Origin of the sequence: Paenibacillus sp. M-152 (assembly GCF_003856555.1) — a bacterium.
Lineage (GTDB): Bacteria > Bacillota > Bacilli > Paenibacillales > Paenibacillaceae > Paenibacillus > Paenibacillus polymyxa_C.
The window spans coordinates 838,913-856,388 of the sequence record NZ_CP034141.1 but is presented as its reverse complement, the minus strand read 5'-3'; the positions used below and the strand labels follow the sequence as shown (position 1 = coordinate 856,388).

Below are 17,476 nucleotides of genomic sequence, written 5' to 3'. Positions count from 1 at the left end.
GTATAATTAACCAATTAGATGGATGAGCGAGCAGGAGTGAGTATATCGAAATCAAATTTTTATGTTGGCGTTATACATATATCAATGATGAGGACAATATTTACGCATCATTGAGATTGTTATCAGATCATCATCCAGCCCCCGTTGTTGCAAGCCGTCGATAATTTGCTGGCGCTCCTGATCTTTAACATTTTGGCCAAATTTAAACTTGGCGGTCCATTCCTCGGGTACAATTTTGATCAGAGCGACCCCTTTCAAACGTGAGGCATACCGAGAATCGTTGGCATCAATCGTGTCATACCCGCCTTCCGTTTGCAGCTTACTCATAAAAATGGAAAATGCTGATGCTTTTTCTTCCAAATCCACTACATGCTCCGCATGACCACGCACGGTAATACTTTTAAAAAATGAAGTCGCAGGACATGCCATATGTTCATCTGTAAAATAAGATGGAATGAGCGCATACTCTTTGGCAGCTGAAAAAGTGACCCGGTTATCCTCTTTCATTCGTTCCATCTTTTCTCCAGCACGGCTGCCATGAATATAAAAAACGCCATTCCCATAAGCGAAATTCAAGGGAACCACACGCGGAAAACCATCCTCGCTGTTCATGCCTAAAAATCCGAAACTGACCTCGCTTAGAAACTGCTCTATTTCCTCTAGTTCTGCCACTGTAAATTCTTTTCTTCTCATAGGGATCTCTCCTTCCATCTATTGACCAACAATACATTTCAGATTATGTTGAAAATGGATTATTAAAAAGACCCAATATAAACGAAAATGACTGGTCCAATATAAGGAGAAAAGTATGGACATTACGATTGCTTATCAACGTGCGATTCAAAAATATCATTTTAAATACTTGGCATTGTATCACGCTCTTCGAGAGGGGATTCTCACTGGCTCCCTTGCCAGCGGTACGCGCCTGCCTTCCAGTCGCGATCTGGCTGTGATGTATGGAATTTCGCGCGGGAGTGTTAAAGAAGCATACGATATGCTGTTGGCAGAAGGATATGTGAATTCGGTAGTAGGCAGAGGAACGTTTGTTATGGAACAGACCGCAATGCTGCCAGACGAATCTCTAATCGACCAGCAAAACCAAAACTCACCTAATACAAAACAAAAAGCCCCTGCTCTGTCAGCATGGGGACAACGAATAATGCAGATCGAAAGGGAACGAGCCTTATACTCGACTCCTGTGTATGCTACAGATAGAGATGGTGCACACCAGCCTTTGATTTCTTTTCAAGCAGAAGAAGTTATATTGGAGGGTAGCTCACAGATCGCATGGAAAAGTGCATTGGCTGCCGCCGGCAAAGATCTGCAAAAGCCCTCGGATGGCTCGATGCCTGCACTAGTGAACGGTGATAACTGGCTGCGTGAAGCAATTTGTCATCATGTTGGCAGAACACGCGGAATTACGGCCACCCCCGAACAAGTCGTATTATGCAGCGGTTCCATGGAAGTGATCACGTTACTAAGTCAGCTGCTTATTCATGAACAAGATAACATTGTACTGGAAAATCCCTGTTATTCCGGCATCTATCGTGCAGTAACTGCCTCAGGCGGACAGATACACGCTGCTGAACTGGATCAGCATGGAATTATTCCACAGGATTGGGATGCCAAGCTCCTGTTTGTTACGCCTGGACGGCAGTTTCCAACCGGTGCTGTATTGCCATTAACACGCCGTCAACATATTTTGCAATGGGCAGCGTCCAAGGGGGCGTGGATTATTGAGGATGATTATGACAGTGAATTCCGCTGGGCGGGACGCCCTATTGAACCGTTAAAAGCATTAGACCACGCGGATTGTGTCATCTATGTCGGTTCCTTTTCCAAAAGTATGTTCAGCAGCCTTCGACTCGGTTTTGCCATCCTGCCTGTGGAGTTGGCCCAAGCGCTTACTGCTGCCAAACGACTATACGATCCCCTGCCGCCTGCACGCTTGGAACAGCGTGCACTGGCACGTTTTATGATGCGCGGAGACTACATTCGTCATTTGCGGCGGATGACTCGAATATACAGATCACGCTACGACGTGTTCCAGCATGAAATACAGCCGTTGAGTGAGCTGTTTCACTGGCATCAGAACGATTGTGGTCTACACGCCTATGCCATCTGGAAGCATGGACCTGCCCCGTATCATCATTTGATGCAGATGGCACGATTTTATGGAGTCACATGGCGTGATGCCGCAGATTACCAACTGACACCAGGACCTCCTTCAGCCTGCTTTAACTTTGCCCACTTAACGGAGCAGCAAATTATCGAAGGTGTTACGCGTCTGTGCCAGGCCTGGGATCGTATCAAACATAAGTATCACGGAGCAAAGCTGAAGCTTTAAAAGGGTGCTCCATTCGCACTTTATATATAGCAAATTAGACTAACGATAAAGAAGACTTGCCCTTTCCATTCCCTTACTTTTTCATATGATGCTAGTAACTTAAAAGAATTGGAGTGAGAGAAATGGCAGTTAGTCCACTTTGTAAACGGTTTGCCGATATATTAAAAGCAACACCTCAAATCATTAACGGAGTTTGTACTGCATCTGCAGTCAGAAACAACATCAAGCCAATCATTTTGGGGAAAAGGACCCGATCCTTTCTTGCAATACCCCAAGCTTTTTCTTTCGAAAGTATTGGCCGTAACGGAAAAGGATTATGTCTTGGCGAAACCGTGATTTTAACCGCAGAAATTAATCCGTTTATTTCTCGACTTCGTAAACATGATATCAAAGTGACGGCACTGCACAATCACTGGCTATTCGATAACCCCAACCTTTGGTACATCCACTTTGAAAAAGTAGAAAAGCCGCTTGTTTTCGCCACAGAAGTGCGTGACGCCCTTAATGTCTTGACAACGAAGCCTGTACGGCCGGTTATTCAAAAAAAATAAGCTATTAATAAATGCCAGAGATCCGCTTAGGCGGATCTTCTTTTGTTATTGGTGGAAACAGCATGCGCTAGACATGAGACCGTATTAAAAATCAGTGAGGAACCCCTTATTTGATCACTAGCCCCAAAAGGCCCACAAATGATGAAGCCTGATGCGGTGAGATGATGCAGCCATTCAAATCTTCTATCTCCACTTGTATTCCATCAAATTCGCAATCACTGAGATCTACCCCCTTGAGCTTGGACCCCGACAGGATGGCTTGATCCAGATTGCAACGGGCAAAAGAGGTTTTTTGTAGCGTTAAATGATAAAAATCTGTACTTATCAAAGAACAATCCTCAAAACCAACTTGCTTGAAATTCGCAAAACGGAACATTGAATAATCCCCTAAGCAATCCAGAAAACGAACGTTTTGGAATCTGCTTCTCGAAAAATCCGTTCCAAGCAATTTACAATTTCTGAACTCTGCGCGATGGATAAAGGAACCGGAAAAATTAACATTAGACAGATCACATTTATCAAAAATGACGTCTGTCCATTCACTTTCTGGCAATGACGATTCTGTGATGGTTACATTTTTAAAAGTCATCTTCTCTAATGAAACTTTAACTGCTTCGATATTGTCCAACATGATTTCCTCTACTGCCCCCACACTAAGTTCGTCTTTGGATCGTATGGAGCGTATTTCTTCATTTAATATGGGTAAGTCCGCAGGAATCTTCGGTGACTCCATTTTATTTTTCATGATACCTCTACCTCCACTATGAATAGACTTCTAGGACATCTATATGAATCTATTTTCTATTAATTCTCACGCATAAGGTAGCAAAAGTATTTTTGACACATATATTAACATGTGAAGTACACTCACGAACCTTTGTTAGGAGGTTGATAGCATGGCAGTACAGCTATCTAATCAAATATTCTCCATCTCGATCGGGAATTATGGGGATATCTCTTCCTTACGTCTGACAGGAGACACCTTCAATACGAATTATGTCATGAACGGCTCCAACGCACCTAAGCAAAATACGTCAGATCATCAGTGGCTGGGTGAACTTATGTTCACCTATCGTCTCGGTAACGGGGCCTGGACTCGGGCGTGGACAAGCAATTCTGCAGATGCGCGCCAGATCACCTCTTCTGGTAACAGTGTCCAGGTGTCCTATCAAAATTCCTCAAACCATCAGGGAATACGCAACTTCACTTTACATGAAACCTATTCGTTGGTTAACGACTATTTACATTGGCAAATGAAAGTAACGAATACCTCTAATCAAACACTGGAAATTGGAGATTGGGGGCTGCCGCTACCTTTTAACGAATACTGGTCCGGCGGTAATAACGAACAAATCTATGAAACCAGGGTACTCTCTCACTCCTTTGTAGGTCACCACAGCTCCTTTATTACCGCTGGACGGCCTAGCGGCATCGGACCGTATATCCTGCTGATGCCCGATGCCTCAACGGGTGCTGGTCTCGAATATCAGGATCACTGGAGAGTCGAGGAGCATCCAGGCAGTACATGGGCTATGGAGCAAGGTGGCTGGTCTGAGGGACTGAATGTGTTCTATATCCACTCCAATGTCATCAAAAGCACCAACCGTGGTTATCTCGGGAGCACCAGTCTGTCGCTGGCCCCTGGTGAAAGCAAAACGTATGCCTTTAAATTCTACAAGGTAGCAGACGAGCAGGCTGTAAAGGACAGGCTATACAGCGAGGGACATGTGGATGTGACGGTGGTTCCGGGTATGATTGTCCCGACCAATCTCAAGGCTAAATTCGATCTGCATACCCGTAAATCCATTACCTCTGTCACAGCGCAGTATCCCTCCGAAACGACCATCAACTATTTGGAAAATGCCCCTACAAACCACAAAATATATGAACTTACACTAGGACGATTGGGTCACAACAATATTACGGTGAACTACGGTAACGGCGAAAAAACCGTTCTCCAGTTCTATGCCATTGAGCCAGTTGACACTGCACTTCAGCGTCACTCCACTTTCATGGTCAACAGCACGCAATGGAATGTGCCTGGCGATCTGAGGGACAAGGTGTTTGACGATTGGATGATGCAATATAAGGCCAAACGCAACAGCTTTGCCGGCTACTGGGGCTGGGGCGATGATTGGGGATTAACTCACGGCCAGTTTCTGGCGGAGAAAAATGTCCTGAAGCCCGTGGCCTCTGAGATCAAGGCAGTCGATGATTATCTGGAGGTGGCTATCTGGACGAATCTGATGGAAGGCCATCATACCGATTATCTGGTCCCCGATTTCCTGATGCCGCAGCCTAATACGACACCAACGTACCGGGGCTATGCCTATCCGCACATTTATAATACGTTTTTCAGCATGTATAAACTTGCCAAGCTGTATCCCAACCTGATCAGCTATCGCAATAGCAAAAACACATATTTGCTACGTGCTTACCGTATTTTTAAAGCGTTGTATGAAGGCCCTGTTGCTTATAACTGGAACACAGGACTTATGGGTGAGCTGACCACACCGGATATAATTAAGGCGCTTCAGGAAGAAGGATTGACTACTGAGGCTAACGACCTGATTGCCAAAATGGCTACCAAGTACAACAATTTCAAAAACACCACCTATCCTTATGGCTCTGAGTACAACTATGACAATACAGGCGAAGAGGCCGTATATACACTTGCCAAAATGAACGGCAATACGACGATGATGAGCAAAATCAATGCCAAAACACGCGCCGCACGCGGTCATATGCCTGTCTGGTACTATTACGCCGATCCGGTCACAATCACCGGAGAAAATTGGTGGAACTTCCAGTACACCACCTCGCTGGCGGGCTATGCGATGGACGACTGGACACGTCGTTATTCGTCCAATCCCGAAGTGGACCAGCGTCTATCCTATGCCGCCAAGCTGGCGAACATCGGGGCGATTAATTCGGGACAGATCAGCTCTGATCCTGCCAATATCGGGGCAGTATCGTGGACATATCAGGCAGGCAAGGGCAATTACGGAGCCCTTGGTCTGGACGGCGGCCCTCTGTTTAACGGATGGCGCGGCATGTCCGGGGAAGCTGATCTGGGGCTGTTTGGAGCCATTAAAATCCTAAGCTCGGATGTTGCTGTCGATCCGATATTCGGCTTATTCGGCTATGGCTGTGACGTTACTGAAAGCAATAACAGCTATACGATTACTCCAAAAGACGGTGTATTCCAACGTCTGCATCTGATCACCCAGAAGCTGAGTCTGGAGCTGAACCGGGATCAATATAGCTTGGCCATCGTATCCAAGTCCAAGAACAATATCCGCTTGATGTTGAAAAATACGACACCTGGCACAGCTCATACGACTGCTGTGACGATAACTGGACTCGCGGCAGGTACGTATGACGTACTGATAGACGGCACAAAAACCGGCTCAGTCACAGCTGTTAACAATGCTGCGACTACTGTCAGACTGAATATCGGTACGGCAGCCAACTACGATATCCGTATTCAGTCCAGTACAGGCAATCCGGCTCCCGCTGGGGACATTATAGCCCATTATGAATTTAACGAAACGGCCGGATCAACCGCAGCCGATTCGTCAGGTTATGGGCAGCAGGCCAGTGTACATGGCGGCTCGTGGGGCGCGGGACGGAATGGCAATGCTCTGCGCCTTAACGGTACAGACGCCTATGCCAGCCTGCCCAGTGGAATAGTTAGCAGCCTCAATGACTTTACCATTGCCGCGTGGGTACAAGTGAACACGCATAACGGCTGGGCTCGTCTGTTTGATTTTGGAGCAGGAACAGATCGGTATATGTTTTTGACCCCGAAGGCCGAAGGGACAGGTATGCGTTTTGCCATCACTGTCTTGGGGAACGGAGAGGAACAGCAGCTGAACGCCCCGGAACTGGCGACAGGGGTCTGGAAGCATGTTGCCGTGACTCTGTCAGGCACTACAGGAATTATGTATGTGGACGGTATAGAGGCGACCCGCAACACGAATATGACGCTGAAGCCTTCCAGCCTTGGACTGACAGATTGGAACTACATTGGGAAATCCCAGTTTGATGATCCTTATCTGAATGGTGCGGTAGATGAGCTGATCATTTACAACAGGGCTCTGACCGCTCAGGAAATTAGGGGTTTGGCCTCGGCAAGCAGCACCATTACAGCCCATGATGTGGGAGTCCAAGCATATGCTGAGGGGGCAGATTAAAATACACCTATGCATTCATTTCATGCCATTAACGTTTTAGATTGTGAATAATTGGTATTATGAATGATTTATACCGTGAAACATTTGCGTCGTAAATGATTGGTATCGTGAATTACTTTTGCTGATGCTTCCCATCGCCTCCGCCCCGGATTTCTTATATTAATTCTGTAATCAGGGGAGAAATCCGGGGAGATGATGCTTCCGAAGCGAGCCTTCCTATGGAAACCTCTTAAAGCGACCACTTTACCGAAACAATCAGCGGCAGCTTTTCCATCAGCAGAGGAATTAGCTCCGTCTAATGCGTGTCGTTCTTGGTCTTAAGCGAACAAGCTCCTCACTGGTGAGTTGTCTAGTATAGGAGCGAGGGGAAGATCCTGTATCTACTCTGAGCACCCTGCCTGCCCCGCTGGGGCGGGCTACTCGTGTGTTGAATACCTGCATGAACCACTGTACCGGAAAGGCTATGGATAAGCGACCATCTGCCGTGCCTGCATAGTTGACCGCGGCTGCATAATTATCGGACTGTCTGAGCCATACAGAGCCGGAATCCCCGGGTAGTGATACAGGAGTCGTACCTCTAATAACCGTCTGATCTTCGAAGGTCAGTAAGCCCAACTCTCCCCCATAATTGATTTGCAGGTCCGTATAGACGGACTCTACCGTGCCATTAACCCGCCCGGTTGTACGCCCTACCTTCTTCAATTTTTCTCCTACGCGATAAGCGGTAACATGACCCGGAATGGCTCCCACTGTAGCATAACGCGGATTGAGCAGGTTATTGCGGGTCGGAAGCGAAAGCGCTGCATCAATCAGGTTCGTTCCGGTGGGATTTAAGCGCACGTAACGATACAGTCGTCCTATACGATTCTGGGCAACCGTCCCCCCATCGGCTCCGCCTGGTTGAATTGTAGCTTCCCGATTGTCTGTATTGGAGGGATTGAGGACATGGTTATTGCTAAAAAGATAACGTGTAGCCGGCTCTCCAGTTGGGGAAACGATGAGTCCGGTTGTACCGGAACCTTCAATCGTCCCGACACTGTAGCCGGCGATGACCGGGCGGATGCGCACTCTGTAGTCCGTGGCATTAGCTCTGATCTTTCCAGTCTTTACAATTCGGATAGGAACGTTCGATTTCTTTCCTAAGGCAGTGGCCGACAAGAGTCCAGTAGAGGCCGACGCTAGACGATCCGTGTACACAATGACAGCGGCTCCCCTTTTGGGATGAGCAGGGTCCCTGTATCCTACGCCAATGCCGTGGACACCAGACATTTTCAAGACACGCTTGGCCATCCGCTTTTTTACTTGAAGCGCGGCCGAGAAGGTAGCCAACATAATCATCTCCTTTTACATTCAGATGAAATATTGTATGGCTAAGGCCGCTCCGCGTTCCATTTGATCTTACGATCACTGTTGCTTCACTTGATCCAAATGGACCGCTGCGCTATCGAACTCCGTATTGAAATGTATATGAAGTTATTACAAAATATGGTATAATCACTCCCGAGATTGACATTCGCTCATTCGATTCTGATGTTCAAGGAGGTACTTCATGTTCTTAACGATATTGACCTACAGCATACAAGCAATTGTAATTTTACTGATTATCTTTACATTAGTGAGAAAAAACAGAAAAAAAATAGGCCGTGGATCACTTTCACTGCTTTTATTACTTCTTGGCCTAGCTGCTTCTTACGAACTCGACAATTACACGTTTGGGGATCAATTGTTTTCCTTTTTAGGCTTGCCCGCATGGTCTAATCGTGTTGACAATACTGGATTTCACTATAGCCTTCTACTATCCAGCATTTTTTTCATTCCCGGTATAATCATTGGGTATAAAAATCCTGAAGATTTTGGAGCTCTTATCGGAAGACGAGTTTCTAGTATTTATCTATTTTTGATCATCATTTCGCTTTTATTTTTTATAATAAGCTGTTTGTCGAAGTGAAAGTTGGATCTGCGTCGTTCCAAAATAAAAAGCCTTCCTATAATCAAGGAAGGCTTTTTTTAACGATGAGAAGCATAGCTTATCCCTTAACCGCTCCCTCCGCAATGCCTTCCATAATGAATTTCTGAAAAAAGGCATAGATCAGGATCACCGGGATAGAGGTCAGCACGAGCGCGGCCAGAATAAGCGACCAATCCTTGTTGTACTCTCCAAACAGCATATTGGTCGAGAGAATCAGGGTGTAATGGTTCACATCCGTCAACATCAAAAGTGGAAGCAAAAAGTCATTCCAAATCCACAGGAAATCCAAAATAGCAATCGTGACGGTGATCGGCAGCAGCAAAGGAAATATAATGCGAAAGAACGTTTGGAACTCATTGCACCCGTCCATTTGCGCAGATTCTTCCAGCTCACGCGGGATGGATTTGACGAATCCGTGATACAAAAAGATTGCCATGTTCACACCCAAGCCGATATAGATCAAAGCCAAGCCGTACGTACTGCCTTGAACAGACAAATCCTTTGCCGTTCGTGTAAGCGGTATCATTATAGAGTGAAACGGCACCAGCATGGAGGCAACAAACAGGAAGAAAATTGCACTGCTCAGTTTTCCACTTGTACGAGACAGCTTGTAGCCTGCCAGTGCCGAACAGACCACGATTCCGCCAATGCCGATAAAAGAAATAATCGTGGAATTCAGAGCGCTGTTCAGCAAATGGGTCTGATGAAAAGCCTGACTGTAATTTTCAAAGTGAAGCTTCGTCGGCAACGCCGTAAAGGATGCAAACATCTCGCCCTGTGTTTTAAACGAATTAATGACTGCCATGTAGATCGGGAAGAAGGACACGACTGCGCCCACGCACAGCATCAGCGTGATCAGCAAGGAATTGGCTTTTTTCAGCCTCATGCCTCCACCTCCCTCTTCTTCATGACACGCAGTTGGATCAGAGTAAAGATTAGCACAATGGCGAACAAAATAACGGATTTAGCGCTCGCATAACCATAGCGGAAGTTGTTGGAGAACGCTTCCTCATAAATGTTCATCGTAATCACCTGTGTACTGCGTCCCGGTCCCCCTCCAGTCAGTCCATACACGACCTCATACACCTTGAAAGCACCGTTAAGTGTCAGGAAGAAACAGATCGTAATCGCGTGGGTAATCATCGGCAGCGTCACACTTCTCAATGTCTGAAATGCATTCGCCCCGTCAATAATAGCAGCCTCCTTCAAACTTTGTGGTACACCCTGAAGCGCAGCCAGATAGATGATCATCATATATCCCACACCATTCCAGAGCGAGACAATAATGATGGAAAAGAAGGATACTTTCGGATCGCCCAGCCATGATTGACCTAAAAAGGCGATGGCCGTCTTTTCAGCGATTTGCGGTAGCACGGAGGAAAAAACGAATGTCCACATAAATGCGCTAATAATGGTACTGATCATATTAGGCATAAAAAATAGCGTCCGAAAAAAACCTTTGCTACGTGTGCGTGACTCAATCAACACTGCCAGTACTAGCGCAAGTACATTTTGCAGCACGATCATGACCAATACGTATTTAAGTGTAAACCAAAGGGAATTGAGAAAATCGGGGTCTTCCTTCAAGGATTCCACAAAGTTCCCCAAGCCGATAAAGTTGTAATTGGAATTCAATCCGTTCCAGTCTGTAAAACTGTAGTACATACCGCTGATCGTTGGAATAAGCAGGAAGATGGCGTAAAAGATTAGTGCCGGAGCAGTAAACGCCAGCAGCATGACGTATTTTTTGTAGATTTTAAAAGGCATGGAGTCTCTCCCTCCCGATGTCATTCTGTAGGTTACCGCTACTTGTTCACTTTGTTATACGATTTCCATGCCTTACCCAGCGCCTTAATGACGTCATCCTGCGAGAGCTGGCCAGCATAATAAGATTGTAGCGATTTGCCTGCCTCATCCTTGACCGCCTGCGGAATTGATGGATCTTGGTACGACTTGCCTGCTTTCACATATTCGGTAGCATCATTAACCCAAGGATAGCTCTTAAACGTATGCACTTTGGAGATGGGGTTAAATTTCAATGCTTCATAGAACGCGCTGGAATCCTTGTCGTCCAACACATAGTTAACAAAATCGAGCGCAACCTCCTTATTCTTGCTGGTAGAGGATACAGCCAACGAAGTCGAAGTGGACAGATTGATCAGGGTCGCATTAGGATCGTCATTAATCGGCAGAGGTGCTACTCCAAAGTCCATCTTCGGATCAGATTTTAAAATCGTTTCCGCAAACCACGGTCCCTGAATCCACATTGCCGCTTTACCCGAAGCAAATGCCGCCGATCCATCATCCCCGCCAATTTCCAGCGCCTTGTCTGTACCATTGCTGTTCACCAGATCAATAATATCGAACATGCTCTTCATTTCGGAAAAAGAACCTTTGTCCTGATTCATCCGTTCGATAAAATCTTTATTCTGTGTGTTCATCATCGCACCTGCTGTGAGCGGCACAAACAGCTGTGGAATCCAGGATTCCTTGTAAGACAACAGGAACGGTTTCACATTGTTCGCTTTCAGCTTCTCGACGACAGCCTTCATTTCGGTCAACGTTCCTGGCGGCTTCAAATCCAAATCCTTAAATATCTTTTTGTTGTACAAATAGCCCCAGGAGATCGTTTCCAAAGGAACCGCTACGACTTTGCCGTCTTTCGTCGTCACCGAAGGCTTTACACTATCCATCAATTTACTGACGAATGGCTGACCAGACAAATCCTCCAAGTATCCCGCTTTGTAAAACGGTGGAATTTCATTCACCGCATGCAGTGCGAATACATCCGGTGCATCGTTGGAAGCGAGTCTTGTCTTCAGAATTTGTGCGGCATTGTCAGCAGGCGGCATCTCTAGTTGAACGGTGACGTCGATATTTTTATCTTTCTTCTCTTTGGCTACAAACGCATTAATGTATTTATCGTAGTGCTCCTTTAAGCGGGGCTGAGCAATAAACATTTTGAGATTTACAGTTTTTCCGTCTCCACTGGAACTGCTGCTGTCACTGCCTGAAGAATTCGCTCCACATCCGGCCAACAACGTGCCAACCAGCATTGTACTCAATACACCTTTCCACATTTTCATGCAAAATGACCTCCCCTAAGTTGAAAATCTCATTTTGTATACGCTTTCATTATAGGATGGGAGGTCACTTCTGCCATTGGACACCCTTAACTTATTGGATTGGATTTTTTTAAACTTCCTTTCTCATTTCACCGGGGGCCATGCCAAAATGCTTTTTAAATACCCGATAAAAATAAGACACATCTTCATACCCAGCCATCTCTGCAACGGCTTTAATTGAAATCTGTTTATTGGACAGCCATTCCCGCGCCTTTTCCATTCTCCGTTCTACAATGTAGTCCGTTACATTCTGACCATACTCCTGCTTGAATACCTTGCTCATATATTCCTTGCTTACAAAAAAGTTTTTCGCCAACTGCTCCAGTGTAATCGGCCCAGCAAAGTGACTGTCGATATACCGCCGTACCTCCTCCAAATTCAGCTTATTTTTGTATTTCCGTTGCCGAATCAGCTGATCCAATTCCTGAACATAGCATGACGATACGAATTCCAGCGCATGTTCTACAGAGGATAGGGCAGCCTGCGAAAGCGGAAATCGTTCCTTTGCCGTAGAAGTATCCAGCCCGTTATCCGCTGACAGCTCTTTCAGCAGGGAAAGCAACTCCTGTACCAGCCTGCCCAGCATAGGTTGACTTGGTGCTCCATAACTCTCCAGCTCCTGCACAACCTGCCTGCATGTTAAGTTCACCCCGTCACGATTCAGTTCATTAAAATAAAGACGCAGCAGTTGCTTATACCGGGTTAACTTGTGGAAAAACTCATAATCCAGTTCTGTTGCTTCTGGCTGCTGTTCGGCCGCCTTGACCTCCAGATCGTTTTTGCATTTGAGTAGCACCGCATTCAGCTCGACAGGATTGACAGGCTTGAGCAAATAATCAACAGCCTTGTAACGGATCGCATGTTTGGCATACGCGAAATCATCATAACCGCTCACGACAATGATTTTCACATCAGGACATTGGTTATTTAGCGCTTGCAGCAGCTCTACTCCGTCCGCACCCGGCATGTGCATATCCGTAATCACAATGTGGGGAGCTAACTCCCCGACCAGCCTGAATGCCTCGTCTCCATCCTCAGCCTCACCCACTACTACCATTCCAAGCTTTTCCCATGTGCCAAATGTCTTCAAAATATCGCGGTTCCACGGCTCATCGTCAACGATTAATACCCTGATCATATTTTGCCCTCCTCTGCTGAGATGAATGGAATACGAATAGTGACACATGTACCGACTCCCTGCTCACTATCTATAGTCACTCCATAATGCACTCCAAAATTCATTTGTATGCGTGAAGCCACATTGCTTAATCCGATATGACTGCCCTGGGCCCAAATTGGTTCCTCCGATGCGTTTTCCAGCTTTGCCCGAACTTTCTCCAGCTTGTCCGGGGGCATGCCGTTACCGTTATCGCTGACCGTAATGCACACTTCTTCCTTCATAATTTCCACGCGGATTGCCATTCGCCACGCCCCTGCCTTGCGATCAAGACCATGCTGAAACGCATTTTCCAACAATGGTTGAAGCGATAGCTTGGGCAAACGAATATCCATCGCCTGCTCTTCTGTCTCCACTTGAAATACTAATCTTTGCGGAAAACGACGCTGCTGGATACGCATATAATGTCCCACATGATCGAGCTCTGCACGCAGAGAGGCCATATCCTGAGGCTCCCGTACCACGTAACGGAACATCTCACTCAGCGAACGAATGACTTCATAGGTATCCTCCGGCTTTTGTGAAAACACCATACTTCCGATCATTTGCAGCGTATTTTGCAGAAAATGAGGATGAATCTGCGCCTGGAGCGCTTTCAATTCAGCCGTCTTTTTTTGCAAATTGATACTGTATTCCGTCTGGATATGCTCGCGTATTCGGCCTGCCATCCCATGAAGACTTCTTTCCAGTAACCCAATTTCATCCGGTCGTGTACTTGGCTCTCCAGCTGGCCCCTTGATCATATCAAGCTCCTGCACCGAACGCGCCAAATGGACAATCGGGCGTGCAGTCCGCCATGCGATGAAAACGGCAATGCAGATGGAAACCAGGATTGAAATCACGCCTACGACAATACCATACAGCATGGTTGAAAAGGCACTGTGGTTAATGGAGGAAGTCGGTATGATTTTGACTAGTTTCAGTCCAACCACATCCAGATCATTGTAGAACACATAATGTTCGGCAGTTTGAAGCATCCCGGGACCCGGCTTAACATCACGAAGAGCTGTCAGTACTCCTGGAGGAGGAGGCGACTGACGAGCCTGCGCTGGATACATGACCCTGCCATCCCCATCTGTAATCAATACCTGGTGCTGATCCCCACGTCCCAGCAGACCCAGCGTCTGATCAAATTGTGACCATAGCACCTCCAATGAAATAGCCCCCGTCTGCTTCTGGTCTTCAAAACGCCGAATACTGCGTGTCAGTGTAAAGCGATCAGGATCTGCAGGGCTTGATCGAATCGAATAATCCTTGTTCGCTTGCCACATCTCGGCGTACTGCGAGGGAATACCGCTCACTGTCGTAATTTCATTTTGCATACTATTAAAGGTAAATAGGGTTTGCGATTGCTTCAGATACAGCTGAATACCGATGACATGACTCCCGGCTGAATAATATACATTCGCCAGCGTATTCAACATTTTTCGCTGAGCATTAAATTGGCTTGAAAGATTGTCAGGCTCGCGTTCATTCAAATAATCGCTTAGATCAGGGCTGATCTGAATGCTGTAAATCAGATGATTCAGACGATCTAACTGGTCGCTGATATAAATGCCCGTCCATTTCATATTGGACATGTTCGTCTCGACCACTTCGGTTTCCATAGATGCTCTGCTTTTCTCCGCAGCCAGCACCGTGACAGCAATGACAGGCAGCACAGATAGAACAATCATCGTCAAAATCAGCTTGAGCTGAATGCTGCTTCGATACGGGGCCGTCAGCGCCCGGAACCAGCGGACTGCTCGGGTTGGCATAGCGATGCACTCCTCTATTCAGCCATATGCGAAAACGCCCCGCAATTCGCAGGGGCGCTTCAATGTGCCGGATCGTTACGGCGGGATACCTATTCTGTATTATTCGTACGTCGATTTCAACTCATTATTCATCATTTACGCTTCTTCGATAATTATAACACTCCAAGGCTTCAATTGGAGCAATTGTCCATGGGTAACCGACTGCTCTCCGATCAGCTCCTTGCCGTCCCCGTGCGGATACACCACCGAGCCTGCTTGTTCGGAATAGTTAAAATAGTACCGGATCGTTCGTCCCAAATCATTCGTACCGGACTTAACAATGATCGGATAAGAAGCTTCCTGATCCAGTCCCCATACGCCTGCCTTTTTGGCTACAGAGCTGAACAATTCGCGGATGACCGCCGAACTGACGATACAGCCGATGTAGGTCGCCGTTCCCTGACCATAGCGATTTTGCGTAATCGCAGCATATTTGCCCCAATGCGGGTGATCGTAATAGGCTAATACTTCGGCAGTCGTCGGCGTTATCAGCTCCATCCACGTATCTACCTGATTGTCATCTTCTGCCACTTTAAAAGGATTATCCTTGAGTGTCACATTTTTCGGCTCCACAAACAAGCTGTAATGAATACCACACGCTTCGCTAATCACGCCCGGCTGCTGCGATGTTCTCACCTGCACATGTTCGTCGGTAAATCCGCTGCGGGACGTGTATACCACATGACCACCTTGTTCGACATATCGGTTCAGCTTTTCCAGCAGTGCATCTGGCGCAGAATACAGACTCGGAACGATCAAGAGATCATAGTCATCAAACGATTCTGTACCCGGATGGACGATATCTGTCCCAATATTCAGCTTATACAGCTCGTCATACAGACGGCGTACGATGTCATTGTAATTCAGTGGGCTGTTCATATTAAACTTAAACCAGTTAATGGATGTCAACGCTTCGTTGCTAACCAGGATAGCTGTTTTATTTTTCTTTTTCAGATTGACCAGATGCGTGGACAGTCTTGCAAAGTCCTTCCCTATCGTCTGTGCTTCCTCATACACAGGATTCGGTTCAAAATCATGGCTAAGCAGACCCTTCCAGTAGGTTTCGAAGGAATTATGAATGGAATGCCAGTGCCAGTAAGCTACCATATTGGCCCCGGAAGCCAGATGACTGAACGCTTGCAGACGCAATTGTCCCGGATAAGGAACCCAGTGTGTAAACGCCTGCGCCTCCGTTTCCAGCACTAAGTAATTATTATGTTTTGTCGAACGTGCCACATCACCACCGAAAGAGATTTCAATTCCAGTCAAATCATCTTGTGATGGATGGTAAATATCGACACCCGTCACATCAAACGCTTCAGATGCAGCAAAGTGATCCACGTCCGGCTGAACTCCAAAGGAATGACCTCTCCACTCAAAATCAAAATTTTGTGTAACAAATTGGTCTTCCCGCTTATATTCATTGACAATCGCGACCTGCCAGGCCAGGAAGTCCGTCACCAGCTTGCGCTGGAACTGGGAAAAGGCCGCGCCCAAGCTTCCATTAATCGTTCCGACCACCGAAGGGAAGTCCTCCCAGCTATTGATGCGATTGCTCCAGTAATCCAGTCCAAATTTGCGGTTCAGCTCCTCCAGTGATTCAAACCGCTCCCGCAAATACTTCACAAACTGTAATTGCACATTGGGACCGCTCGTATTGTAATGCTTCGTCTCGTTGTCTGTCTGAAAGCCAATAACTGCCGGATGCTGGCTTACCCGTCCAATCAGCTTGCGTATGATTCGCTCAGCATGGAACAGATACACCGGGTTCGTAATGTCCATAATCTGACGAGCCCCGTATTTGCCCGGTCCCTGAGGTGTTGTCGCCAATACATCGGGATGCTCCTTCACCAGCCATGTGGGTACGGCATAGGTCGGCGTGCCCACAATGACCTCAATACCCGCCTTATGCATGGCGTCCAGCACCCGATCCACGGAGGTGAAATCAAACACTCCGTTCTGCGGTTCATGCGTACTCCAAGTAGATTCGGCTATCCGCACTACATTGATTCCTGCATCCTTCATCATTTGGATATCTTGGTCCAAACGGTCATAAGGCATATATTCATCATAATAAGCAACACCGTACAATAGCTTTTTCATCGAGTCGTCCTCCAATAAGTTTAATGCTCCTACACCAAGCACCAGCATAAAGTGCGAATATCCATGTAAACCCTGTCCAGTCTGCGCTATATTCGAAACATAGCTCTTCCTGATTACAATATGGTGCCGCTTTCAAAAATACTATATATAAACGATTTTTTATGTAAAAGCATGTATTACAGCACTTGTAAGCGCTCTTTTATTATAGATGA

General features: G+C 46.6%; 13 protein-coding genes. 4 read left to right on the top strand and 9 right to left on the bottom strand.

From position 1 onward, the window contains the following. Positions 1–81: 81 nt before the first annotated feature. Entirely contained in the window at positions 82–693 is a 612-nt protein-coding gene (locus EGM68_RS03870) for a pyridoxamine 5'-phosphate oxidase family protein (RefSeq protein ID WP_013369341.1), read from the bottom strand. A gap of 115 nt (positions 694–808) precedes the next feature. On the opposite strand from EGM68_RS03870, the gene pdxR reads away from it, so the two are divergent. Both pdxR and EGM68_RS03860 read left to right on the top strand, forming a co-directional pair. Continuing rightward, positions 809–2,347: a MocR-like pyridoxine biosynthesis transcription factor PdxR gene (pdxR, locus tag EGM68_RS03865; RefSeq protein ID WP_013369340.1), complete on the top strand. Its 1,539-nt coding sequence runs from the start codon at positions 809–811 to the stop codon at positions 2,345–2,347. 122 nt (positions 2,348–2,469) lie between these two features. Continuing rightward, the gene (locus tag EGM68_RS03860) at positions 2,470–2,898 is read left to right on the top strand and encodes a DUF1259 domain-containing protein (protein ID WP_043885870.1); all 429 of its coding nucleotides are present in this window, start codon (positions 2,470–2,472) and stop codon (positions 2,896–2,898) included. A 106-nt stretch (positions 2,899–3,004) separates the two neighbouring features. On the opposite strand, the gene EGM68_RS03855 is transcribed toward EGM68_RS03860, so the two are convergent. Next, on the bottom strand, positions 3,005–3,643 hold the full coding sequence (locus EGM68_RS03855) for a pentapeptide repeat-containing protein (protein ID WP_013369338.1): 639 nt from the start codon (positions 3,641–3,643) through the stop codon (positions 3,005–3,007). A gap of 151 nt (positions 3,644–3,794) precedes the next feature. Between EGM68_RS03855 and EGM68_RS03850 the strand changes: the two genes are divergently transcribed. Beyond that, on the top strand, positions 3,795–7,094 hold the full coding sequence (locus tag EGM68_RS03850) for a DUF5695 domain-containing protein (protein ID WP_013369337.1): 3,300 nt from the start codon (positions 3,795–3,797) through the stop codon (positions 7,092–7,094). A 285-nt stretch (positions 7,095–7,379) separates the two neighbouring features. On the opposite strand, the gene EGM68_RS03845 is transcribed toward EGM68_RS03850, so the two are convergent. Continuing rightward, positions 7,380–8,426 (bottom strand): hypothetical protein, encoded by a 1,047-nt coding sequence (locus EGM68_RS03845; RefSeq protein WP_013369336.1) that lies wholly within the window; start codon positions 8,424–8,426, stop codon positions 7,380–7,382. A 217-nt stretch (positions 8,427–8,643) separates the two neighbouring features. Here EGM68_RS03845 and EGM68_RS03840 point away from each other — a divergent pair, with 217 nt between their 5' ends. Then, a complete protein-coding gene (locus EGM68_RS03840; RefSeq protein ID WP_040102168.1) occupies positions 8,644–9,042 on the top strand; it encodes a hypothetical protein in 399 nt (132 codons plus the stop codon). Between the two features lie 79 nt (positions 9,043–9,121). Here the strand turns inward: EGM68_RS03840 and EGM68_RS03835 are convergent, their stop codons facing one another. The 6 genes from EGM68_RS03835 to EGM68_RS03810 all read right to left on the bottom strand — a co-directional run bounded on the left by EGM68_RS03835 (position 9,122) and on the right by EGM68_RS03810 (position 17,264). Continuing rightward, positions 9,122–9,949, bottom strand: coding sequence for a carbohydrate ABC transporter permease (locus tag EGM68_RS03835; protein ID WP_013369334.1), 828 nt, complete (start codon positions 9,947–9,949; stop codon positions 9,122–9,124). After that, positions 9,946–10,830 (bottom strand): carbohydrate ABC transporter permease, encoded by an 885-nt coding sequence (locus tag EGM68_RS03830; RefSeq protein WP_013369333.1) that lies wholly within the window; start codon positions 10,828–10,830, stop codon positions 9,946–9,948. Before EGM68_RS03830 ends, EGM68_RS03835 begins: the two co-directional genes overlap by 4 nt. 38 nt (positions 10,831–10,868) lie before the next feature. Beyond that, positions 10,869–12,149 carry an ABC transporter substrate-binding protein gene (locus EGM68_RS03825; protein ID WP_013369332.1) on the bottom strand — a complete coding sequence of 427 codons (1,281 nt, stop codon included), beginning with the start codon at positions 12,147–12,149 and terminating at the stop codon, positions 10,869–10,871. Between the two features lie 109 nt (positions 12,150–12,258). Continuing rightward, positions 12,259–13,326: a response regulator transcription factor gene (locus EGM68_RS03820; protein WP_013369331.1), complete on the bottom strand. Its 1,068-nt coding sequence runs from the start codon at positions 13,324–13,326 to the stop codon at positions 12,259–12,261. After that, positions 13,323–15,122 (bottom strand): sensor histidine kinase, encoded by a 1,800-nt coding sequence (locus EGM68_RS03815; RefSeq protein ID WP_013369330.1) that lies wholly within the window; start codon positions 15,120–15,122, stop codon positions 13,323–13,325. Before EGM68_RS03815 ends, EGM68_RS03820 begins: the two co-directional genes overlap by 4 nt. 135 nt (positions 15,123–15,257) lie before the next feature. Then, a complete protein-coding gene (locus EGM68_RS03810; protein WP_129548684.1) occupies positions 15,258–17,264 on the bottom strand; it encodes a beta-galactosidase in 2,007 nt (668 codons plus the stop codon). Between the last annotated feature and the right edge of the window lie 212 nt (positions 17,265–17,476).